We start from the raw sequence: 23,133 nt of genomic DNA, 5'->3' as shown, positions 1-23,133 counted from the left end.
CTGGATCTCGCTAGACGATTCACTCACGTTATAAAACATGCTGTATGAACGCAGCATGAATTAACGCCGCCCCAGGGATTAAAGCAGCGCACCCTTCACTTCCACCGAGCTACCCAGTCGGCTGGCGCGCACGTCAACACGGACAGGCATTTGCTCCTTGAGTTCGCTGACATGAGAGATGATCCCAATCATTCGCCCGCCCATTTGTAGCTCACTGAGCATAGCGATGGCTTGGTCTAAGGCATCCTGATCAAGGCTACCAAAGCCCTCATCAATAAATAGCGTATCCAACTGAATACCCCCTGCATAGGCCTGCACCACGTCAGAAAGCCCCAACGCCAACGACAGCGCCGCCATAAACGACTCCCCGCCGGAAAGCGTTGCCACCGGGCGACTCTTACCGGTGTAGGTATCGGCCACGTCCAGTTCCAACCCCGACGCTTTATTGCCTTTGGACGGGTCTTCGCGACGCACTAACTGATAGCGTCCGCGGCTCATGCGTAGCAGCCGCTCTGAGGCCTGTATCAGCACATCGTCCAGCAGCACGCCTAGCACAAACCGCTGCAGGCTAATCCGGTGACCGGTACGCCCGTTGGCGACTTCACTCAACGTGCCCCACAGCGTGTACTGCTCCTCCAGTGCGGCTTCTGCACGGCGGGCATCCGCCAGGCGCTGCTGGGTGTCGGTGAGCTGATTAACGCGTGCCGCCAAGCGCTGATACGTTTGGCGGCACGCCTCCTCGTGGGCTTTAGTCGCTTCGGCGTTGGCGTTGAGAGCGGCAACATCGGGGAGTGTCTTGCCTTCCAGCAGCGGCTCGCTGGCCTCCAGCTGCCCTTCTAGCTTTGCCAACTCCTGCTGAAAGCGCGCGACGCTCTCGCTCAGGCGCCGCTGATCCGGCCCTTCTAAGCGGGCAGCGTTGAACGCTTGCTCATCGCTAAACGGGCTGGCCTGCAGCGCGGCTTGCCACTCGCTTTGGGCAGTTTCCAAGGCGCACTGCGCCTCAATCTGGCGCTGGGCGCTCTCGGTTAGCGTGGTTTGTGCTTGGGTTAGCGCCGTTTGAGCGGCTTGGGCCTGGGTATGGGCGGCGTTCCACGTCCGCTCGCAGGTGTCCATCTCGCGTTTTACGCTGGCCAGCGACGCTTTCAAAGCATCCAGCGAGGTGGCTTCGCCTAACTGCTGGCGCAGTTGCTGGCACTGCTCGTCTAGGTGGCCGGCCTGCTGCTCCAGGCGCTGGGCGGTTTGCTGAGCGTTCACCCAGGCTTGGCGGGCACGCTCGTGGGCGTCTCGCGCCTGCTTCACCGCCTGTTGCGTCACCAGCGCCTGGGCAGGAGTGGCAGGCGCTGGGTGCTCACGGCTGCCACACACCGGGCAGGGTTGGTCGTTTTCCAACTGCTGAGCAAGCAGCGCTGCCTGGCCCTGGTGCCAGCGCACCTCCTGCTCAATGGCGTACTGCTCTTGCTGCTGGGCAGCACGCTGCTTTTGCTCAGCCGATTCAAGGGCTTGAGCCGCCTGACTGGCGAGCGCTTGGTGCTGCTCTTCGCGCGTGGCAAGCTCCTGACGCGTAGCAATCGACTGCTCCAACTCATAGGCTTGGCGCTGCAGCGCGGGCAGTTTGGCATGCTGGGCATTGGCCTCCTCTAGCGCCGCTTGCGCCTGCTGGTGGTCGGCCTGTCGGGGGGCAATGGCCTGCTCGGCGGCGTGGCGATGTTGCTGGGCTGAGGCAGCGTTTTTCTGGGCACCTTGCAGCGTGTAGAACAGCGTTGCCAGCGGCTGGGTTTGCTCGTGTTGGCGAAGCTGCTCTTGGGCCTGCTGCACCGCGGGCTGCTGCTCTAGCAGGGCCGCTTTAGCGCTGACCAGCACGGCATGCTGTTCAAACTGGCGGGCAAGTGCCCTGCCCGCTTGGGCAGCGGCCACCGCCTGCTCGCGCTGCTCGCTGGCGCTGACGACGTCACGCTTGGCGTTTTCGTAACCAGGCGCCAGCTCAGCGAGCGCGTCGTTAAGGGCGGCTTCGCTCTCAACATCGCTGGCCGCGAGCATCCCCTGCACCCGCTGACGATGATCATTCACCGCTCGCTCTATTTGATTCGCCTGGGTACGCAGGCGCTCTTCAATGCGCTGAAAAATCTGGGTTTGAAACAGCTGAGAAAAAATTTTCTCGCGGTCCTTCGATTCTGCTAACAGCAGCTCACGAAACTTCCCCTGGGGCAGCACCATCACTTGGCGAAACTGGTTAGCATCCAGGCCAATTAAAGCGTGCAGCTGGCTGTTGGCATCGGTGACCTTACGCGCCACCAGGCACTCCTCTTTTTCACCTTCTGGGGTCAGCCGCCACAGCTGGGCTTCGGCGTTTTGCGTGGTAGTGCCCTCCCCCGTGGCTTTAGGGCGCTCCTGCTGCGGCACCCGACGCACTCGGTAAGCACAATCGCGCAGACGAAAATCCAGGGTCACTTCGGTGAGCAGGTTTGGGTTCGCCTGATCGCAGCGCATTTGGCCAGCATCGCGCTCGTTGCCGGTGGTTTGGCCGTAAAGAGCAAAGCAGATGGCATCGAGGATTGAGCTTTTACCGGCACCCGTGGGGCCGTTAATCAGAAATAGCGGGCTTTTACCCAGCGCCGTAAAGTCGATGGTCTCTGTACCCGCAAAGGGGCCAAATGCCTGCATGGTAAGCGTTAGCGGCGTCATGGCTGGCCCTCCTGCTCGCGGCTCAGAGTGGTGATGAGTTCGCGCATGGCACTGGCCTGCTCATCACTCATGGCGTCTCCGCTGGTTTGGGTAAAGAAATCGCTAAACATGTCCAGCGCGCTGAACGTGAGCCGCTCGCGGTCTAGCTGCTGACGCCCTTGGGCTTCCAACATGCCGGGCTTCTCTAAATGCAGCACGTTAGGGTAAACCTCGCGCAGCTTGCCCATGGGGTCAAGAATCGCATGACGGTCGGTCAAACGAACGAGTAGATAGTCATCGGCCTGGGTATCGGCTCTGCCCAGCGCCAGCAGCTCAGCCAGTTCGCCTTCCAGCACGCGCACATGTCGCTTGGGCAGCAGCGGGCGGTGTGCAATCTGGCTCACGCCCTCGGGGCCAATATCCACCAGCGTGACGCCTTTACGCTGGTTAGCCTCTGAGAAGCTGTATTTCAGCAGCGAGCCGCTGTAGCGAATATGCTCGCCGCCGCGATACTGCGGCCCGTGAAGGTGGCCAAGCGCCACGTAGTCAAAGTCCTGCATCGGCTCCCACGCCACGCTTTCCGCCCCACCTAACGTGAGCGGGCGTTCGGAATCGCTGGCACTGCCGCCATCCACAAAGCAGTGGCTCATCAGCACCGTGGGGCGGCCTGCTTGGCGCTGGGCGTTGATACGTTCAACCAAGTAGCGATGGGCGCCGTCAAAGTCGCGCACGTCTACGCCAAACTCACTGCGCACATACTCTGGGTCGGCGTAGGGAATGCCGAATACATCCACCTCTGCCCCGTTAATCGACAGCGTCACCGGGTGCTCGCAAACGGATAGATCAGACAAAATATGCAAACCAGCCTGGCGCAGGTGGCGTGCGCCGAAACCAAGGCGCTCAGCGCCGTCGTGGTTGCCAGAAATCATAATCACCGGCAAGCCGCGCTTTTCACACAGTTCGCCAAGTACAGCATCCAGTAGCGTTACGGCGGCGGCGGGCGGCACCGAACGGTCGTAAATATCCCCGGCGATCAGCACGGCGTCCACCGCCTCGCAGTCAACAATCTCCAGCAGCTGATTTAGCACATGGCGCTGGTCGTCCAGCAGTGAGAGGTTGTGAAACAGCCGCCCCAGGTGCCAATCGGCGGTATGTAGTAGACGCATGACAGGCTCAAGATGAAAAATGATGCCTCATCATAACAATGCCACCCACCCTCTACCCAACAAAAACCCCGCACGGTGGCGGGGTAATCTCTACATTCTATGGGGGCGTTAGTTTCGGAAGGCATCTGGATAGGTGGTTAAATCGATTCCCCACAGCAGGGGCAACAAGAAATACACCGACGCGACAATCAGCAGCAGCGCGAAAATATTCAGCCAGAACCCATTGCGCACCATTTCGATAATTTTGATCTTACCGGTCGCAAAAATAATCGCGTTCGGCGGCGTTCCCACCGGCAGCATAAAGGCGCAGTTGGCTGCCATGGCCGCCGGAACCATGAGCACGAACGGATGAATATCCAGCGCCAGCGCCAGCGACGCCAGCACCGGAAGGATCATTGTGGCGGTGGCGGTGTTTGAGGTAATTTCAGTCAAGAACAGCACCATGCCCGCAGCTAACAGAATCACCAGCAAGAAGTTAACCCCTTCCAGCACGCTCATCTGACCACCGATCCACGCCGCTAAGCCAGAGGAGCCAAAACCAGCAGCAATCGCCAAACCACCACCAAACAGTAGCAAGATGCCCCACGGCACGTCTTTCGCCACATCCCACCCCAGCAAGCAGCCACCTTTATTAGGCGATGGGATTAAAAACAGCAGGATCGCCGCAAAAATAGCGATCATAGTGTCGTTAATTCCGGGAATCGCGAGTATCTGCCCCTGCCACAAGAACGAGCGGGTAATCCAGAAAAACGCTGCAAATAGGAAAACCCCCAACACCGCTTTCTCTTCAAACGTGATGCTACCCAGCGCTTCCTTCTCCTTAGCAATGAGCGCTTTGCCCCCTGGGAGGTTGGTGAATTTAATCGGGTAAATAAAGCGCGTCAGCATCACCCAGCCAATAAAGAGCAGCACCACCACAACCGGGAACGCAAACATCATCCAGCTGGCAAAGGTGATCTCAACGCCAAACAGCTCATTCACAATGGCTGCCAGGATGATATTGGGCGGCGTACCAATCAGGGTACCTAAGCCACCGATGGTGCCGCCGTAGCCGACGCCAAAAATCAGCGCTTTACTGAATTTATCGATGTCTTCGCTGTGGTCTCCCCCGCTTTTACTCAGCTCCTGGGTGACTTGATACACAATCGCGGTGCCGATAGGCAGCATCATCATGACCGACGCGGTATTGGAGACCCACATCGATAGAAAGCCGGTGGCCGCCATAAAGCCGAACACAATGCTGTTAATGCTCGTACCCAGCAGCGAAATAATGGTGAGGGCGATACGCTTGTGCAGGTCCCACTTCTCCATGGCCAGGGCAATCATAAAACCGCCGAGGAAAAGGAAGATAATCGGATTGCCGTAAGCCGCCGTGACGGCACTGCTCTCCAGCGCCCCTGTAATCGGCAATAAAACAATGGGCAACAGCGATGTCACCGGAATGGGGATCGCTTCGGTTATCCACCAAACGGCGACCCACAGCGTGGTGGCAAGCACCATGCGGCCTTCAAAGCTTAGGTCTGCAGGGTGGAAAAACAGCACGACAAAGGCAAACAGCATCGGCCCTAGCAGCAAACCCACTTTTTGAGCGGTGTTATAGGCGGGTGGGCGTGGCGGCTTGTCGCCACTGCTCTGCCGTTTTTCTGAAGAACCTAGAGAGGCGCTCCCTTTCCCCGTGGTTGGCAACGCGCACATCAGGAGGTTTTTGACTTGGTCATGGGAGTGCCAAAGCGACTCCCACAGTGTCATCGTGGCAGTTCTGCGCATTTTCAAAGTACCGCTCGCAGTCAGGTGATCGAAAGGGCGCTTCGCTCAGCAAACCCTTATGGCGTATTCAAACCAGCCTAGCCGGCTTTTGGGTGCCCTTTATTCACGCAAGCCACGTATTAGTCCAGTTAATTAGTGGTAATTACAACCAAAGTCTAAATACTTTAGTTGTATTCGATAGCGCCCACTCCCCTTGCATGACATGTCAGGCTGATCACGGTAGGTTAGAGCCATTTTCCAAGGAGGTACTCACGTGCTCGACCGCTTTACTATGCCGTTAACCCACCGACCGCTTGCCCGCCTCGCTCGGCATCTCCATAACTGGAAGGTCTCCCCTGACCAAGTCACATTAGTCGCTTTTTTGGTGGGGATGAGCGCGCTCCCGCTGTTAGCCTTTGAATATTACGCCTGGGCACTGATGGCAGTTTTACTCAACCGCCTGGGTGATGGACTGGATGGCGCCCTTGCCCGGCTAAGCGGCCAGCAGAGCGATGCGGGTGGGTTTATCGATATCGGGTTGGATTTTGTCTTTTATGCAGCGGTCGTACTGGGGTTCGCGCTGGCGAATCCTGCACAAAATGCGCTAGCCGCAGCAGTGTTACTGTTCGCTTTTATTGGCACAGGTACCTCGTTTTTAGCCTTTGCTATCGCGGCGAAAGCACGCAACGTCGAACGGCCAAACTTTCCACAAAAGGCGTTTTACTATTTAGAGGGATTAACCGAAGGCACAGAAACCGTTATCGCGTTAGTGCTCTTCTGCTTATTTCCTGAGTATTTTCCATGGCTCGCGGGCCTGTTTGCCGCCGCTTGTATGATAACGACGGCCACACGGCTATGGGGAGGCTACTGGACCCTACGCTAGCGGCACGGTCGCTTATTAAGTTCTCTTATTAAGGCCACTGGTTAAGGCGACGCACGTAATGTGCGTTATCGAACCGACAAAGACCTGCGTTAAGCACATCTTCCTGGAAAGAAGCATTGTTTTGCGAGACAAACATCGCACCTTAACCAGGACCTATCCCGTGGCTCTTTTTACCCAGACGCTTTTTTTTCGTGGTGTGCATCAATACCATGCCTCTGCTGCTCTTTGGAGCTCAACGTCTCCGGTACGCGAAGAGTTGTTTAGTACAGAACGGCTTGAACAGCATGCCGGCAGTTTAGCACTGGCACAAACGGTCACAGAGCACCCACCTAAAGTGATGTCGCTAACACGGCGACTCAACGATAATGCCAGCGTATTACTGGCCGCTTATCGCGCGTGCGGCGTAACGTTGGCAGAGGGTAGAGATATCGTTCCTGCCGCCGCCTGGTTACTGGATAATTATCATCTTATCGAAGCGCAGATTCGGGAAATTCGCGGCGATCTTCCGCCCGGTTACTACCGACAGCTGCCCAAACTTTCAGAAGGCCCCTTTGCAGGCTATCCACGCGTCTTTGGTCTTGCATGGGCATTTATTGCGCATACCGACAGCAATATAGAGCTCACTAACTTACGCACCTTTATTAACGCTTATCAGCGTGAACAGCCATTAACGATTGGAGAGTTATGGGCGGTTGCTATAACGCTTCGTATTGTATTAGTTGAAAACTTACGCCGTCTTGCCGATCAAATCATTACTGAGCAAACGGCGCGCGATACGGCAGATACACTCGCCGCTAAATGGATTGCTACGAAGAGCGACTTACAAACCAGAGGCGGCTCACCAAAGAACGATACAACCGACTATGAGTTTCCCTCCTTTACGCCTCAAACAGCACCGCTATCAGCGCCTTTTATAGCACAATTGGCGAAACGTTTACGCGGCGTTAATCCCCATACCAATGCACTGGCCTGCTGGCTGTTTGAGCAGCTTAATCGCCAGGGCGAATCGATTGATGATGTTGTGCAACGTACCCAGCAGCGCCAAGGGGCGGCGAACGTTACCGTGCGCAACATCATTACCAGTATGCGCTTTATCTCCAGCACCGATTGGGCTGAGCTGCTCGAAAGTGTCAGTTTAGTAGACGCAAAACTACGCCAACACAGCCGCTTTGCGCAGTACGATTTCTCAACACGCAACCAGTATCGTATTGCAGTGGAGGAACTGGCCCGTGGCTCAGCCTATAACGAACGGGAAGTGGTGGATCATGCGTTAACGCTGTCAAGAGAAGCATTGCCGTTTACCGATGATGCCCATGAGGCAGCACGCGTCAAAGACCCCGGTTATTTTTTAGTGGCGGCGGGTAGGCCTACGCTAGAAAAACGCCTTAACTTTCGCCCGCCCTTGAAACGGCGTTTTCGTCAGCTGTTGGTGCACAATGGCATCCATGGCTATGTCCTGATGCTGACAGCGACGTCAATCGCTTTAATGGTGTTGGCTGGGTGGCTGCTGTTATCAATGCATTCAGGCGAGGTGTCGTCACTTTGGTTAGTGTTACTAGCAGCCCTCGGCGTACTGCCCACGGTTGAGGTCGCAACATCTATCGTCAATCGTTTCGTTATTTATAATATCGGCGCTCAGCCGCTGCCTAGTCTGGATCTCTCCAAAGGTGTTCCCCCCGCTCTTCGTACGCTGGTGGCCATGCCAACGCTATTGACCAATGAAGCCGACCTGCAGGAGCAGCTTGACCGTCTTGAGGTGCATCACTTGAGTAGCGGTGGCGGCGCCCTTAGCTATGCACTGTTAACGGATGGCGTGGATGCCCAGCAGGCAGAAACAGCCACCGATGAGGCCCTGTTAAGCATTTGTGAAAAACGCATCGAGGCATTGAATAAGCGCTACGCGACGTCCAGCCATGAAAAGCGCTTCTTCTTACTGCACCGCAACCGTGTCTACAACGCAAGTGAACACTGCTGGATGGGATGGGAACGCAAGCGTGGCAAGCTTCATGAGCTCAACAAGCTGTTGCGTGGCGCCACCGATACGACCTTCAGGGCTCCACCTTGTCTGCCAAAAAATGTGCACTATATCCTTACTTTGGACGCCGACACCCGACTGCCACGAGGTGCGGCTAGCAAGCTGGTCGGCAAAATAGCCCACCCGCTCAACCATCCTCGATTTGATACGCAGCAAAAGCGGGTCGTGGAAGGCTATGCAATTTTGCAACCGCGCGTCACGCAATCGATGCCAACAGGCGAAAGAGGCTCTACCTATCAGCGGCTGTGCGCTTCGCCAGGGGGCCTAGACCCCTATGCCGCCGCTATGTCAGATCTTTACCAAGACCTCGTGGGCGATGGCTCGTTTGCAGGCAAAGGCATCTACCACATTGATACCTTTGAAGCATCACTTGCGGGCCGCATCGCAGAAAACAGCCTGCTAAGCCACGATATGTTTGAGGGCATTTTTGCCCGTGCAGGGTTGGCATCAGACGTTGAAGTCATTGAAGACTTTCCTGACCGCTATGATGTGGCCGCTAAACGCCAACATCGCTGGGTACGAGGCGATTGGCAGTTACTCCCTTGGCTATTAACAGCCTCGTTACCGCCTTCAGGGCGCTTGAAAATACTCGGCAATCTGCGCCGATCGCTGCTCCCCCCTTTACTGTTAGCCTGCCTTGCCGTGAGCTGGCAGCTGCCGCCCATGATGGCCCTGGTCAGCAGTTTCATGGTTATTATGGTGGTTAGCATACCGGTCTTACTGTCGTTAATAACGTCGTTTGCTCCCCTGCGCGCTGGCGTCAACCTTCGTTACCATTTCCAACAGTGGTGGGATGAACTAACGCTGGGATTGAAACAAATTTTGCTGCAGCTGATGTTTCTCCCTGACCAAGCGTGGCGGATGCTAGATGCCATTGTTAGCACTCTGACACGTGTTTTTATCACTCACCGTCATTTACTAGAGTGGACATCGTCTGCCCAGACAATGAAATGCCCACACCTCACCGTTTGGGGATTTTATTGGCACATGGCACCCGGCACGTTACTTGGCGTAGCCATTGCCCTCAGTGCGTTATGGTTTAACAGCAGCGTTTGGCTAGTGGTCTTGCCGATCGCACTGCTATGGATAGCCGCGCCGGTGCTGGCAACGTGGTTAAGCAGTACGATAAGTATTGCGAACCAACCGTTAATAGCAGAAGAAACCGCCCGTGAGTTTCGGCTAATTGCGCGTAGAACCTGGCGTTACTTCGAAACCTTTGTAACTGCATCGACTAACCAACTGCCGCCAGACAATTTTCAGGAAGAGCCACAGCCGGTTGTCGCCCAGCGAACGTCACCGACCAATATGGGCCTCTACCTGCTGTCGATATTGGCGGCGCGTGATTTCGGCTGGATCGGCAATCTCAACGCGCTAAGCCGTATCGAAACAACGCTTGCCGTGATGCATACCCTGCCCCGCTATCGTGGCCACTTCTTTAACTGGTATGCCATCGATGATCTGCGTCCGCTCAACCCCAGATATGTGTCTACTGTCGATAGCGGCAACCTGGCTGGCCATCTCATTACCCTCGCCAACGCATTGGAAACCTGGCAGGACACCGCATTTCAACCTGATCCTCGCCAAGCACTGGCCGATACATTGGCGCTGGCATTCGAAGCACTTAAATTTGCAGAGCTTAAATTTGAAGAACTTGAATTTGAAGAACCTAAGCGCGCCTCCCAAGCAGCAGCCCCCCCTTCACCCTTTCACCAGCTTAGCGAGCCGCTTGAGAAAGTTGCCACTCTATTAAGTGAAAGCCAAACGTCATCGTTAGACTTGGAAACCCTTACCAAGCACACACAACAAGCGCTTAACCTAGCTTGCGACCTGTTTAATGACCATCACGACCGCGATAGTGAAGATGGCGAGGATGTGGTTTTTTGGGTGACAGCCCTGCATAAAACGGCGGTTCAGCATAACGATGACCACAAACACAACACCCTCGCCAACGCTTATGTAGAGCGGCTTCAGCAGCTGGCCTGTAAAGCGCGACGGCTTGCCCTCAGTATGGATTTTGCGTTTCTGCTAAACCCTGAGCGGCAGTTACTGTCGATTGGCTTCTCGCTGGATGATGTCAGCCTGGATACCAGCTGTTATGACCTGCTGGCTTCAGAAGCACGGCTGGCCAGCCTGTTTGCCATCGCCAAAGGTGATATACCCACGCGCCACTGGTTCCGATTAGGGCGCGCCGCCACCCCTTTAAAACAGGGTGCGGCGATGATTTCCTGGTCAGGCTCCATGTTTGAATACCTGATGCCGTCGCTAATCATGCGCGCACCCGCTGGCAGCCTGTTGGAGCAAACGAACCGCCTAGTCGTTAAACGCCAGGAGACATACGCCGCCCAGTTTTCAGCCCCTTGGGGCATTTCGGAGTCGGGGTATAACGCACGAGACATAGAACATACTTATCAGTACTCCAATTTTGGGGTGCCTGGCTTAGGGCTGAAGCGCGGTCTATCGGCCGATTTAGTGATCGCGCCATACGCAACGGGGCTGGCGGCAATGGTCGACCCGGAAGGGGCCTTCAAAAATTATCGCCACCTTGCAGAAATGGGCGCGCTAGGGCGCTATGGCTACTACGAAGCGCTAGACCTGACCCGCTCGCGGCTCCCCAAAGGCGTCAAGCTGGTGATTGTGCGCAGCTACATGGCACACCACCAGGGCATGACTATCGTCGCCATCGCTAACACGCTCCACCGTGGGCAGATGCGGGCACGCTTCCATCGCGAGCCGATCATTCAAGCGAGCGAGCTATTGCTGCAAGAGCGGATTCCACGGGATGTGGCGATTGCTTACCCCCGCGCGGAAGAGGTGAAATCAACGGCTAGCCAAACCGTCAACGACGCACAAACCGTGCGCAAACTATCAACCGACGTTAACGGCCCTCCGGTGACTCACCTGCTCTCAAACGGCAACTACTCCGTCATGCTGACCGCAACAGGGGGCGGCTACAGCCGGTGGCACACGCTTGCCATCACTCGCTGGCAACCAGATTCCACTCGCGATCACTGGGGCAGCATTATTTTTCTCCGCGATACGCGGCGCCCAAGCGTTTGGAGTGCAACAGGACACCCCCTGGCATCACATACCGGCACTAATGACGACGACAACCACGTGCTGTTTGCTGAAGATTCTGCCCGCTATGTTCATCGGCACGAATCTATTGCCAGTCACTTGGATATCCTGGTGTCTGGGGAAGATGACAGCGAAGTACGCCTGCTAACGCTCACCAACAGCGGACGCCAAACCTGCGACATTGATGTGACGACCTATGCAGAATTAGTGCTCACCACGCCGAGTACCGATAACGCCCACCCGAGCTTTGCCAAAATGTTCGTGGTCACTGAGTACCTCCCCGCCTTTAATGCCCTTGTGGCGACTCGGCGGCGGCGGGACCCCAGCGAAGCGCACGTTTGGGTAGCTCAGTTCGCCGTCGTGGAAGGTGATACCGTTGGAGCGTTCCAATACGAGACCGACCGCGAGCAATTTATTGGCCGTGGCCACCATATCTCCACCGCGACGGCACTGGCAGAGGGCCAGCATTTATCGGGCACGGTAGGCAGCGTCATTGACCCCATTTTTGCATCGCGCTACTGCCTGCGGATCGCGCCAGGCAAAGCCGCCCGCATCGCTTACTGGACGGTTGTTGCCGGCTCACGCGAAGCGCTTATGGATCTCATTGATAAACATCATGACGTTAGCGCCTTTGAGCGCGCAAAAATGCTCGCCTGGACGCAAGCACAGGTACAGCTACGCCATTTGGGCACCCAGCCTGAGGTGGCTGCCGACTTTCAGCGGCTAGCGGCCCCACTGCTCTATCCCGACGCACGCTTTAGAGCACCCCAGAGTGCAATTCAAAGCGGCGCCGCTCAACAGTCGCTGCTGTGGCAACACGGGATCTCCGGCGATTTACCCATCGTATTGCTGCGGATCGAATCCACTGACGACTTGCCACAATTGCATCAATTACTTCGCGCCCATGAGTATTGGCGCATGAAACGTCTTGAAGTCGATGTCGTCGTCATCAATGAGCGTGCGTCCTCTTACATTCAAGATCTACAGCAAGCCATTGAAGCCACCATTCTCAGCAGCCAGGCAAGACCTCGACTTCACAGTGGCTACGCCCAAGGAACGGTCTATGCCTTACGCGCCGACCTAACGAGCGCCCAGTCACGCGCTCAGCTTCAATCGATTGCGCGCGTGGTGCTCATCGCGCACCGTGGGTCCATTGCCGATCAGCTGTCGATAATGCTGTCTCGACAGAGCGCCACGAAGTCTCTACCGGCTGTTACCAAACGTGCTCTCCCCAGACAGTTGATGGTTAAGCCCCCCACGTCTGCCCCGCTTAAGCGGCCTACACTGGAGTTTTTTAATGGTTGGGGCGGGTTTGCAAAGCAAGGGCGAGAGTACGTCATCCTTCTAGAAGCGGGCAGCTCAACGCCAGCGCCGTGGATTAATGTTATTGCCAATCAACAGTTCGGGTTTCAAGTCTCGGCAGAGGGCGCTGGCTACCTGTGGGCAGACAGCAGCCGAGAAAACCAGCTGACGCCGTGGAGCAATGACCCCGTTATTGACCCAAGCGGAGATGCTGTTTATGTCCGAGATGAAGAGACGTTCGAGCTTTATACGGCAACGGCAAGCCCGATTCGTGATTCAGGCCGCTACGTTGCGCGTCATGGCTTTGGCTATAGCCAATTTGAACACCAGCATGACGAGCTTAGCTTAGAACTGTTGCACTTTGTGCCGCTGGATGCCCCGGTGCGCATTTCGCGGTTGCGACTGACAAACCATGCAAACCGGACGCGCAAACTCTCGGTGACCGCTTATGCAGAGTGGGTATTGGGCACGTCGCGCAGCGCATCAGCGCCCTTTCTTATCACGTCGCAAGCAACACAAAGCGGTGCGCTGTTGGTTACCAACCCATGGAATGCTGCTTTCCCAGGCCGCGTGGCGTTTCTCGATATTGGCGAACCACCCACGCAATGGACAGGCAGCCGCAGCGAGTTTATCGGATATGGCAAAAGCCTGGCCGAACCGGCAGGGTTGCGGTGTAAAACGCCGCTTTCCGGCACGCTAGGCGCGGGGCTAGACCCCTGCGCCGCGCTTCAGCGTCCCGTGACGCTAGGCCCAGGAGAAACAGCCGACATTATCGTACTGCTTGGACAGGGGCGCTCCAATGACGACGTGGCCGACCTGATTGCCCGTTTTCGTGATGCAGACATAGCTACCGAGCTTACCCACATTCATGACCATTGGAATACGCAGCTCAATGCCATACAGGTCAAAACCCCCGACCGTGCCATGGACATCATGTTAAACGGCTGGCTGCTGTATCAAACCATCGCCTGCCGTTTAACGGCTCGCTCAGCGTTTTACCAGGCCAGCGGCGCCTATGGCTTCCGCGATCAGCTGCAAGATTGCATGGCACTAACGTTTAGCAACCCCGCTACAACGCGCCAGCATTTACTACGCGCGGCCTCACGCCAATTCCCTGAAGGCGATGTACAGCACTGGTGGTTGCCCCATTCTGGACAAGGCGTGCGCACGCGTATCTCTGACGACCGGGTTTGGTTGGCATACGCCTGCGCGCGTTATATCGCCACAACTCAGGACATAACGGTGCTTGATGAGCCAGTGAGCTTTCTAGATGGGGCGCTGCTGTCGTCGCATGAGCACGAGCACTTTTTCCAGCCAACCACCTCACTGGAAACCGCCCCACTGTTTGAACACTGCGCACGTGGGCTAGAGATCACCCTTTCGCAACTGGGTGAACATGGTTTGCCGCTGATAGGCGGCGGGGATTGGAATGACGGCATGAACCGCGTAGGCGCCGAAGGAAAGGGAGAGAGCGTATGGCTAGGCTGGCTGCTGTTGAAAACACTTCATCAATTTGCGCCAATTGCCGAGCAGCGCGAAGCCCAAGCCTGCCACTCAGATGATCCTCAACGCGCCGCTCGTTGGTATGAACATGCTCAGGCGCTACGCATAGCAATTGAACACAGCGCTTGGGATGGCGAGTGGTATCGCCGAGCGACTTACGACAACGGCAGCTGGCTGGGTAGCCAACAAAGCGATGCGTGCCAGATTGATTCCATCGCCCAATCTTGGGCGGTGCTTTCCGGCGCCAGCGACCCTCAGCGGTCGACGCTTGCGATGCACTCCCTGGAGCGCGAACTCATTCTGCATGACCCGCAGTTAGCACTGCTCTTTTGGCCTCCCTTTGATCACCCGACGCAGGACCCCGGCTATATAAGCGGCTATCCGCCTGGAATGCGCGAAAATGGCGGGCAGTATAGCCATGCTTCAATGTGGGCCATTTTAGCCTTTACCCAACTGGGTGAAGGCGACAAAGCGCATCAGCTGCTAACACTGCTTAACCCCATCAACCATGCCACTACCACGGAAGCGGCTGCCCGCTATCGCGTTGAGCCTTATGTGGTGGCCGCTGATGTGTATTCTGTGGCGCCCCATGTGGGCCGGGGTGGCTGGACATGGTACACCGGCGCTGCTGGCTGGATGTACCAAGCCGGTTTAGAGGGTATTTTAGGCATTCGCCGGGAAGCTAAAGAGCTGGTGGTTTTTCCCTGCCTGCCAGCAAGCTGGCCGCATTTTACGGCAGATATTACCCTTGACCAGTCGCGCTATCATATCAAGGTGATCAACCCGCAGGCTCCTTCGGCGGCGTTAAGCCAGCGTCTCTCAGGCCAGCCCCTCCTAAGCCAAGCCCTCACTGCAACACTGGATGGCGTTGCCTTAGCGGAAACGCAGATGGGCATGCCGATCAGGGTGCCGCTAGATAGTCAGCAGCATCAACTAGAGATAGTGATCCGGCGGTGCGCCGCTGCACAGTAAAGAGACGCTGACAATGACCATACGATGACTGTTTATTGAATATCTTGTATAACTTTTATGGCTCTGCTTCTTGAGTCAGCAGGTAGCAAAGTAAGCCACCACGCTACCCGCGTTCTACGATGCACGCGGGGTTTTTAGTTCACATTAATTTTTTGCAACATTGCTGATTTGCGATTGAATCTCTCGAAACAGTGTATTAGCCTCGAGAGGTACAAGAGGCGTACAAAAGAGCGCCGACTGTCGACGGTACAAAGCACCGTGTTTTAAGCATTAGCATCTGTAACTATTAGCATTCACAAGGAAAAGTGGCATGCCAACTATTGATTTAAAAGATATTTCTCAACAAGGCCTGCAACTGGCTATTCAAGAAATCAGGGAAGAAATGTTTGATACCCCTGCCTGCGATCACACCATCGCCAAACTGCTGAGCCACTGTGGCCAGTTTGAAGCCGCGGAACGACACATCGATGAAATGCTGCTGAAATGGGGGACATCCCCTGACGTGGTTCGCCTTACCGAGCAGGCCTATATCACCATGATGACGTGCCGCGCCAATAATACCGAGTCAGCCTCCACTACTGTGACAAGCCATCACTCCCGTGCCGACGTTGCCTCTCAACTCTCTGCTATTGCCTAACGGCATTGCACCATTAGACATTTCACCGTTAACTATAATAGTGGAGTGAATTGGATAGCGGCGTGAATTGAACAAAACGGCTTGCCCCCATAAAGCATCAACAGCGAGGTCGATGCCAGCACTGGCAAGCCGTTTGAAGTGTTTAGTCTAGGTCGTCAAGCGTTACCACTACGTCCTGAGTTGAGACGTCAACCTCCCAAAAGGTGTAGCTGTCGTTGTCTTCATCGACGACGCGAATATCGAAGATGGGGCTGCTATACCCCGTAATCGTCACCCGCTGCGTATCACCATCCACCAGAACGTCATTGCCGAGCACATCCTCTTCCCAGCTTTGCGAATCTGCCGGGCTTACGTACATGTAGTACAGGGTATAGCCCGTGCGGTTAGTGATATCTACGTAGTAGTCGGCCGCCATAACCAGCGATGAGCTACACACCATCAGCAGTGCAGCGAATAACACTTTAATGCGCATTGATACATTCCTTATTCTTTTTCTTCTCTGAGAGAAGCTGTCGATTGCATGAGATGTGCCGCTAAGCGTAAACCTAGCGACTGACGCAGTATATCGCCCACTGCTCATTTAAGTGAGCACCTTCACAGAGTTTTTAGCACGCCTCCCCGCGCTCATCCCGCAACTGGTAGAATACCGCCCCTTTCAGGCATGCCCACGCACCGTTTCCCCTTCTACTACCTGAGAGCCGCGCAATGATCGCCACCTTCAACACCGTGTTTCAGCCACTTTTCCGGCTGGGCCTTATCCCGCAGATTTTAATTGGCATTGTGGCCGGGGTTTGCGTCGCCCTTTTCGCACCCGATATGGCAGGCAATGTGGCGCTGCTTGGCCAGCTATTTATTGCCGCGCTGCAAGCGGTTGCCCCCATTTTGGTGTTTGTGCTGGTTGCTGCAGCCATCGCTGCGCACAAAAAGGGCCAACCCACGCATATTCGTCCCGTGCTTCTACTCTATGTCGTCGGTACATTAATTGCGGCGCTCATTGCAGTGGCGGCCAGTTTTCTGTTCCCCACCGAACTGTCGCTAAATGCGGGGCAAATCGACGGCAACCCGCCCGGGGATATTTTTAGCGTTCTAAGAGACCTGTTATTAAATGCGGTAGCCAACCCGATAAGTGCGCTAATGGAAGCCAACTTTATCGCTATTCTGGCCTGGGCCATTGGCCTTGGTTTAACGCTGCGCCAAGCCAGCGATACCACCCGCCAAGCGTTAAGCGATTTATCCACGGCTGTCACCCGTATTGTCACCCTAGTGATTCGCTTAGCCCCTATTGGCATCTTTGGCTTAGTCGCGGGAACCTTGGCAGAATCAGGAGTCGCTGCACTGCTGAACTACGCTCAGCTGCTGGGTGTTATTGTGGGCTGTATGCTGTTTGTGGCGCTTGTTAGCAATCCATTGCTGGTTTACTTCACTACCCGTCAGAACCCTTATCCGCTGGTGTTTACCTGCCTGCGCGGCAGTGCTATCACGGCGTTTTTCACCCGCAGCTCAGCAGCGAATATCCCTGTTAATTTAGAGCTTTGCCGCCGTTTAAAGCTTGACCCTGACACCTACTCTATTTCCATTCCGCTGGGTGCCACCGTCAATATGTGCGGCGCCGCCATCACCATAACGGTGATTACCTTGGCGACTGCCCATACGCTAGGCATTACCGTCGACTTCCCCACCGCCTTGCTGCTTTGCGTGGTATCGGCACTGGCCGCCTGCGGGGTTTCAGGCGTCGCCGGTGGCTCGCTGATGCTGATTCCCATGGCTGCTAACCTGTTTGGCATTCCTACGGACGTCGCCATGCAGGCGGTGGCCATTGGCTTTGTGATTAGCGTGGTACAGGACGCGACCGAAACCGCGCTTAACTCCTCAACGGATGTGCTATTCACAGCGGCGGCCTGCCAGGCAAACGAGACGACGCGCACTTAACCTATTCAGCGGGGGAGCCGCTGCGTGATGGAGCGCTCCCCACTTCAGCATTACCTCGTTGCTGGCATTAACCCTTTGCTGGCTTAAAAAGCCCCACCAGCCGCAGGCGTTCCTCCTCTTCATAAAAGCTTGGGTCGTCAAAGAGATCGCGCTGCGTATCATCAAAGATCATTTCCAGTGCCTCTGCACTACTTTGTACCATTGGCTCAAAGTGGGCGGTATGCGTCACCAGGGCTGACACATGGCGGCGACGGTAAAGCGCGTAAATACCTAATACGGTAAACACGCTGGCGATATAAATGGGTAAGCCGTGACTTCCTACAACCGTCATCAGCGACCCCGCTGCAATAGGTGCCACGGCACAGCCCGCGCCGTGCATCACCAACATATCCGCCGAGCCGGAGACAATTTCATCCGGATGCAGCTGGTCAATCAGCTGGGCGACCGCCAACGGGTAGAGCGAAAACGCCAAACCACCCCAAATAAAATAGAGCACCAGCAGTGCTTCCTGGCTAGGTGCAAACGGCATGCCTGCGGCGCTTAGCGCCGCAAGAAATACCACCCAGGTCATGACTCTGGGGCGGTCATGAGTGTCTGAAAAACGCCCAATCGGGATCTGCAGCAGGGCACCCCCGATAATCGCCACGCTCATAACCAGCCCCACGCCGCTAATATCAAACCCAAGCTGTGTGGCGTACACCGGAGTCATTGACCAAAACGCCCCCATGGCTAAACCGGATAAGGCGGCAGAGGCGACCGCCAGCGGCGCAAAGCCTAATAGCGCCCGCAGACTGCTTTTGGGTCGCTCGGGAATTTTAGGCTGAACCCGGCGGGTCATGGTGATGGGTAACAGCGCCCAGCTGATTAAAATGGCGATCACCACAAACAGCAAAAACCCGTGTGGCGACGCAAGCCGCAGCAGCTGCTGTGCCGTAGCGAGCGCCCCCAGGTTAACCACCATATACACCGCGAAAATACGCCCCCGCTCGTGACTAGCGGCTTGGCTGTTCAACCAACTCTCAATCACGGTAATCAAGGTGATAAACGAAAGCCCGTAAACCACCCGCAAGGGCAGCCACACCCACGGGTTGATAAACACAAGGTGCAGCAGTGCCACCGAAGCGCAAATAGAGGCGCAGAACCCAAAGGTGCGAATGTGCCCCATCCGCCGAATTAAGCGCCCGCTTACCCAGGTGCCACAAATGAAGCCGACAAAGTAGCCGGACATAATCATCCCCAGCACCGCGCTGGAGAAGCCCTCCCCTGTACCACGCAGTGTTAGCAGCGTATTCAGCAGGCCATTGCCCAGCAGCAACAGCGCCACGCTCCATAAAATCGATTTAACCGGTTTAAGCATTGCCAACGAACGCATTGCGCTTCCCCATCGCAAACACCTAGAGAGGAAGATGCATAAAGGGTGCCAGCCAGCGGCGCCAAAACAATCGTTGACAGGCTAACGTTCCTTATATAGAACGTTCTATACAAAGAACAATATGCAAAGAACAATTCATACAAAGAACAACGAGACATCGCCATGGATGAGTACTCGCTTAACACCCTAGGCCAGCACTTACAGTCACTCCGCCAAGCGCGAGGCTGGTCGCTCTCTTACCTAGCTAATGCGGCGGGAATTGCCAAATCCAATTTAAGCCGTTTAGAGCAAGGCAACGGCAACCCCACACTAGACACCCTTTGGCGGCTAGCCGTACAGCTCAATGTACCCTTTGGCACGCTGGTAGCGCCCATCACGATGCCCCTTGGGGAAGACGGCGTTCAGGTTCAGCTGATTGACCAGGGAAAAGGCTCGCCACAGGTTGATGCCTACTGGATGCGCTGCGCGCCGCACACCCTGCGCCATGCGGAAGCCCACACGCCAGGCACCCAGGAAACCTTGACGCTGATTAGCGGCTGGTTAGAAGCCGGCCCAGAAGGTGCTGCCACGGCACTTGCCCCCGGTGAAAGCGTGACCTTTCCTGCCGACGAGCCACACCTTTACCGCACCCATGACGGCGAGGCCACCATGCTACTCACCGTGACCTACGGCACACAGAGGAAAACGCCATGAGCGAGCTAACGCATCACTCTCCTGGGCGAAGCGCCCTACAAGGCGTGCGGGAAGCCATTCCGCTGCTGGGCGGCTATATTCCGGTGGCGCTGTCGTTTGGTTTAGTCGCCAGCCAAGCGGGCTTTAGCACCCTGGAAGCAGCCGCGATCTCGCTGCTGATCTACGCCGGTGCCTCGCAGTTTCTGTTTGTGGGCATGATTGCCACCGGCGCGCCGCTGTGGCTGGTGGTGGCCTTAACCCTGCTGATCAACGTGCGCCACGTGGTGTATGGCCCTAACCTTGCCCACCTGCTGCCGCGCAGCCGCCACTGGCCCTGGTTAATGCACGGCCTGACCGACCAAGTATTTGCGCTCGCGCTCACCCGGCTTCCCCAACTACCCGAAGCCAAGCGCTTCTGCTGGTTTGTAGGGGCATCGCTTTTTGTCTGGGCGGCATGGGTCGTGTTTACGATGGTAGGTGCCACCGCCGGTGAAGCGTTTACCGCCCGCTGGCCGCTGCTCGGTGAGATTATGCCCTTTGCGCTACCTGCCCTGTTTCTCACGATGGTAGCCCCGCGCTTTACCGATAAACGCTGGGCCGCGGCCATGGGGATGACCATTGCAGCCGCGCTTGGGCTAACGCTTGTAGGCGGCAGCAACGTGGCTATTCCGCTGGGCGCCGCCTGCGGCGCGCTGTGCTTTTACACCGTGAAATTTCAAAAAGGGAGGCGCCCACAATGAGTACCGGACTCTGGCTCGCCGTACTGATATGTGCCTTCGGCACGCTGCTGATGCGCGTCGTGCCGTTCTTGTGGATGCAACGCCGCTTGGGCAGCGATACCGATATGAGCGCCATGCCCCAGTGGCTGGGCATTCTTGGCCCGCTGATGATTGCTGGGGTGTTGGGGGTTTCCATTGTGCCGGTCAACCCCAGCGCCATTTCATGGGTCGCTACCGTTATCGGGCTAAGCGCCACCTTACTCACATGGTGGCGGCTACGCTCATTAGGCTGGCCGGTAGCGGCGGGGGTAGCGGTGTTTGGAATAGTAGAGGTGGGGGTAGCGCTCATATAACCGCTATCAACATTAACGCTAATGGGCAGCCGATCGCTCTGGATGGGCAAGCCTCAACAGGCATCAAACTACCGATACATAGATGCTTTGCAGCAGCGCATTATCATAACGTTCCAAACGTTACTTCAGCCACTTAGCGTGGCCTCACCTGTACTGTTCGTGCCTAAGGGAGTAGGGTAGCCATCCGGATCGCCCCTCCCTGCGCTTTATTCCAGCTCACTGCGTGCGTTAATCCGACCCCTTCTATTTAAGGCGTTTCCAACGCCTGACACGTGCACGACCAGGCTGCCAACCGCAGTCACATCTCGCTACAGACATAACTAGAAAGATGATCTGTTTTTGCTTACGTCCTCTGGCGCCACTCCGTCCATGGAGCTCTGGTTGCTATTTAGGATGCTAAGGCTGCAAAGCCTACGGGTATTCAATGAACGAAGAAAATTTCTATCAATTCTCGACCGTGACTGTCCTCGCTTTGCTGGTGTTTTTTTACGGCGGCACATACCTGCTGACCCTGCTGATTAAAAAGAAAAAGGAAAATACTGACGCCTTTATGGTGTCCAATCATCAGATCGGCTTTGGCCTAGGCGCTGCCAGCATGACCGCCACCTGGATATGGGCAGCCTCGTTCTACGGCGCCGCCACGTCAGGTTATACCTACGGCATTTCCGGCCCGTTGCATTATGGGCTGTGGGGCGCGCTGATGATTCTGTTCATCTACCCCTTTGGCCGTCGCTTTCGCAAACTAGCGCCCAACGCCCACACCCTGGGTGAGCTTATTCATGCTCGCCATGGCTCTTCCAGCCAGCTGATTCTTGCCTCTTCTAACATTCTGGGCAGCATCATCAGCCTGATGGTTAACTTCACGGCTTCCGGCGCGTTGGTCTCGGTACTTTCGCCCCTCTCCTTCCAGGCCGGGGTAATCATCGCGGGGGTCGGGGTGCTCTGCTATACGCTATGGTCGGGCTTCCGCGCCTCGGTGCTGACTGATTTTGCTCAGCTCATGGCCATGATGGCCGTGGCTATTCTGATTATTCCAGCGGTGATGTTCGCCCTCGGCGGCCCGCAAACGCTATCGGATGGCATGAGTTTCCTCACGCCGGAGCAGGCAAATCTGTTCTCGATGGACGCTATCCTTAATCAAGGCGCGCCCTTCTTTGTGGCGGTGCTAGCCTACGCGATTGGTAACCAGACTATCTCCCAGCGGCTATTCGCCGTGCGTGAAGACCATATCAAGCCGACCTTTATTACCGCGACCATTGGTTACGGTGCGATTGTTATTGGTTTGGGCATGATTGGTTTGATGGCGCTGATGACCGGTATGGAGCCCATCGGTGGCGACATGAACAACCTGATACCGCAAATGGTGTCGATGTACCTCTCGCCGGTGTTTATCGCGCTGTTCTTTATTCTGGTAATTGGCTCGCTCTCCTCTACCGCCGACTCGGATCTTTCCGCCATGTCAGCGATTGTGATGGCCGATGTGTACGGTAAGAACATCGCCAAAAACAAACCCGACCCGACCAAAATGCTGTTTATCGGCAGGCTGACCATGATCGTCGCAACGCTGATCGGGGTGATTCTCGCCAGCTTCTCGATGGATATTCTGATCATGCTGGTCTTTGTGGGCGCACTCTGGGGCGCGATTGTGTTCCCGGTTATCGCCAGCTGCTTCTGGGATCGAGTGACTAATACGGCCTTCACCTCAGCGGTTATCGCGGGCCTAGTGATGTTCTGCGTCGCACGCTTTGAATTGCTGCCCTTGGTCGGCGTCGTCGGCGGACTATTCGAATTACTCGCCGCCGTGGGCGGTGGCGTGGTGCTTGGCCTGATGGCCTTCGGATTCTGCGGACGCCGGGTAGGTTTGGTGTTCGGCACACTCTGCGCCATCGTGCTGGCCTACTTCAGCGTTGGCTTCCTGCGGGGCTACACGGTGCTGCTGGCTTCACTGATGGCCTACGGCGTTAGCACCATTGTCTGCATCGCGGTCAGCCTGATGAGTTCGAGCAAGTTCGACTTCTCGCAGATTGATCAGAAAGTGATCAACTACGACCCGGCCAAACCGGCTACTTAGAGCTAAGTCTTTTAAAATAAGCCTTTTCAAATAAGCC

Annotated in this window: 13 protein-coding genes; 8 read left to right on the top strand and 5 right to left on the bottom strand. The window is 56.0% G+C overall.

Annotation, left to right across the window (positions count from 1 at the left end; all coding sequences use genetic code 11):
- Nucleotides 1-78: 78 nt before the first annotated feature.
- From LG301_RS03640 to LG301_RS03630, 3 genes are all read right to left on the bottom strand, one after another.
- Nucleotides 79-2,682, bottom strand: coding sequence for an AAA family ATPase (locus LG301_RS03640; RefSeq protein ID WP_404473527.1), 2,604 nt, complete (start codon nt 2,680-2,682; stop codon nt 79-81).
- A complete protein-coding gene (locus tag LG301_RS03635; protein WP_404473525.1) occupies nt 2,679-3,827 on the bottom strand; it encodes an exonuclease SbcCD subunit D in 1,149 nt (382 codons plus the stop codon). The genes LG301_RS03640 and LG301_RS03635 overlap by 4 nt, the downstream gene beginning before the upstream one ends.
- Before the next feature lie 108 nt (nt 3,828-3,935).
- On the bottom strand, nt 3,936-5,576 hold the full coding sequence (locus LG301_RS03630; RefSeq protein ID WP_404475160.1) for an SLC13 family permease: 1,641 nt from the start codon (nt 5,574-5,576) through the stop codon (nt 3,936-3,938).
- Nucleotides 5,577-5,847: 271 nt separating this feature from the next.
- On the opposite strand from LG301_RS03630, the gene LG301_RS03625 reads away from it, so the two are divergent.
- The 3 genes from LG301_RS03625 (at nt 5,848) to LG301_RS03615 (ending at nt 15,980) form a co-directional block, all read left to right on the top strand.
- Nucleotides 5,848-6,456, top strand: a complete 609-nt coding sequence (locus tag LG301_RS03625; RefSeq protein WP_404473524.1) for a CDP-alcohol phosphatidyltransferase family protein — start codon at nt 5,848-5,850, stop codon at nt 6,454-6,456.
- Between the two features lie 160 nt (nt 6,457-6,616).
- Entirely contained in the window at nt 6,617-15,343 is an 8,727-nt protein-coding gene (locus LG301_RS03620; protein WP_404473522.1) for a GH36-type glycosyl hydrolase domain-containing protein, read from the top strand.
- A gap of 310 nt (nt 15,344-15,653) precedes the next feature.
- On the top strand, nt 15,654-15,980 hold the full coding sequence (locus LG301_RS03615) for a hypothetical protein (RefSeq protein WP_404473520.1): 327 nt from the start codon (nt 15,654-15,656) through the stop codon (nt 15,978-15,980).
- Nucleotides 15,981-16,122: 142 nt separating this feature from the next.
- Here LG301_RS03615 and LG301_RS03610 read toward each other — a convergent pair whose 3' ends face one another.
- Nucleotides 16,123-16,452, bottom strand: a complete 330-nt coding sequence (locus tag LG301_RS03610; RefSeq protein ID WP_404473518.1) for a hypothetical protein — start codon at nt 16,450-16,452, stop codon at nt 16,123-16,125.
- Between the two features lie 233 nt (nt 16,453-16,685).
- Between LG301_RS03610 and sstT the strand changes: the two genes are divergently transcribed.
- Complete coding sequence (gene sstT / locus LG301_RS03605) at nt 16,686-17,909, top strand: serine/threonine transporter SstT (protein WP_404473516.1); 1,224 nt, start codon at nt 16,686-16,688, stop codon at nt 17,907-17,909.
- Between the two features lie 67 nt (nt 17,910-17,976).
- On the opposite strand, the gene LG301_RS03600 is transcribed toward sstT, so the two are convergent.
- Complete coding sequence (locus tag LG301_RS03600) at nt 17,977-19,281, bottom strand: MFS transporter (RefSeq protein ID WP_404473514.1); 1,305 nt, start codon at nt 19,279-19,281, stop codon at nt 17,977-17,979.
- 162 nt (nt 19,282-19,443) lie between these two features.
- Between LG301_RS03600 and LG301_RS03595 the strand changes: the two genes are divergently transcribed.
- The 4 genes from LG301_RS03595 to LG301_RS03580 all read left to right on the top strand — a co-directional run bounded on the left by LG301_RS03595 (nt 19,444) and on the right by LG301_RS03580 (nt 23,096).
- A complete protein-coding gene (locus tag LG301_RS03595; protein WP_404473513.1) occupies nt 19,444-19,974 on the top strand; it encodes a helix-turn-helix domain-containing protein in 531 nt (176 codons plus the stop codon).
- Nucleotides 19,971-20,693, top strand: coding sequence for an AzlC family ABC transporter permease (locus LG301_RS03590; protein ID WP_404473511.1), 723 nt, complete (start codon nt 19,971-19,973; stop codon nt 20,691-20,693). The genes LG301_RS03595 and LG301_RS03590 overlap by 4 nt, the downstream gene beginning before the upstream one ends.
- Nucleotides 20,690-21,025, top strand: a complete 336-nt coding sequence (locus LG301_RS03585; protein WP_404473510.1) for an AzlD domain-containing protein — start codon at nt 20,690-20,692, stop codon at nt 21,023-21,025. Before LG301_RS03590 ends, LG301_RS03585 begins: the two co-directional genes overlap by 4 nt.
- A 424-nt stretch (nt 21,026-21,449) precedes the next feature.
- The gene (locus LG301_RS03580) at nt 21,450-23,096 is read left to right on the top strand and encodes a sodium:solute symporter family protein (RefSeq protein ID WP_404473508.1); all 1,647 of its coding nucleotides are present in this window, start codon (nt 21,450-21,452) and stop codon (nt 23,094-23,096) included.
- Nucleotides 23,097-23,133 lie beyond the last annotated feature (37 nt).

The organism is Vreelandella venusta (assembly GCF_044809155.1).
GTDB lineage: Bacteria > Pseudomonadota > Gammaproteobacteria > Pseudomonadales > Halomonadaceae > Vreelandella > Vreelandella venusta_B.
Note: the sequence above shows the minus strand (reverse complement) of the source record. Positions and strands in the feature narration are given on the sequence as shown.

Bases quoted from the DNA above. Each gene is read 5' to 3' on its own strand.
- LG301_RS03640 (WP_404473527.1), bottom strand. From the start codon at position 2,682: ATGACGCCGCTAACGCTTACCATGCAGGCATTTGGCCCCTTTGCGGGT.
- LG301_RS03635 (WP_404473525.1), bottom strand. From the start codon at position 3,827: ATGCGTCTACTACATACCGCCGATTGGCACCTGGGGCGGCTGTTTCAC.
- LG301_RS03630 (WP_404475160.1), bottom strand. From the start codon at position 5,576: ATGACACTGTGGGAGTCGCTTTGGCACTCCCATGACCAAGTCAAAAAC.
- LG301_RS03615 (WP_404473520.1), top strand. From the start codon at position 15,654: ATGCCAACTATTGATTTAAAAGATATTTCTCAACAAGGCCTGCAACTG.
- LG301_RS03610 (WP_404473518.1), bottom strand. From the start codon at position 16,452: ATGCGCATTAAAGTGTTATTCGCTGCACTGCTGATGGTGTGTAGCTCA.
- sstT (WP_404473516.1), top strand. From the start codon at position 16,686: ATGATCGCCACCTTCAACACCGTGTTTCAGCCACTTTTCCGGCTGGGC.
- LG301_RS03600 (WP_404473514.1), bottom strand. From the start codon at position 19,281: ATGCGTTCGTTGGCAATGCTTAAACCGGTTAAATCGATTTTATGGAGC.
- LG301_RS03595 (WP_404473513.1), top strand. From the start codon at position 19,444: ATGGATGAGTACTCGCTTAACACCCTAGGCCAGCACTTACAGTCACTC.
- LG301_RS03590 (WP_404473511.1), top strand. From the start codon at position 19,971: ATGAGCGAGCTAACGCATCACTCTCCTGGGCGAAGCGCCCTACAAGGC.
- LG301_RS03585 (WP_404473510.1), top strand. From the start codon at position 20,690: ATGAGTACCGGACTCTGGCTCGCCGTACTGATATGTGCCTTCGGCACG.
- LG301_RS03580 (WP_404473508.1), top strand. From the start codon at position 21,450: ATGAACGAAGAAAATTTCTATCAATTCTCGACCGTGACTGTCCTCGCT.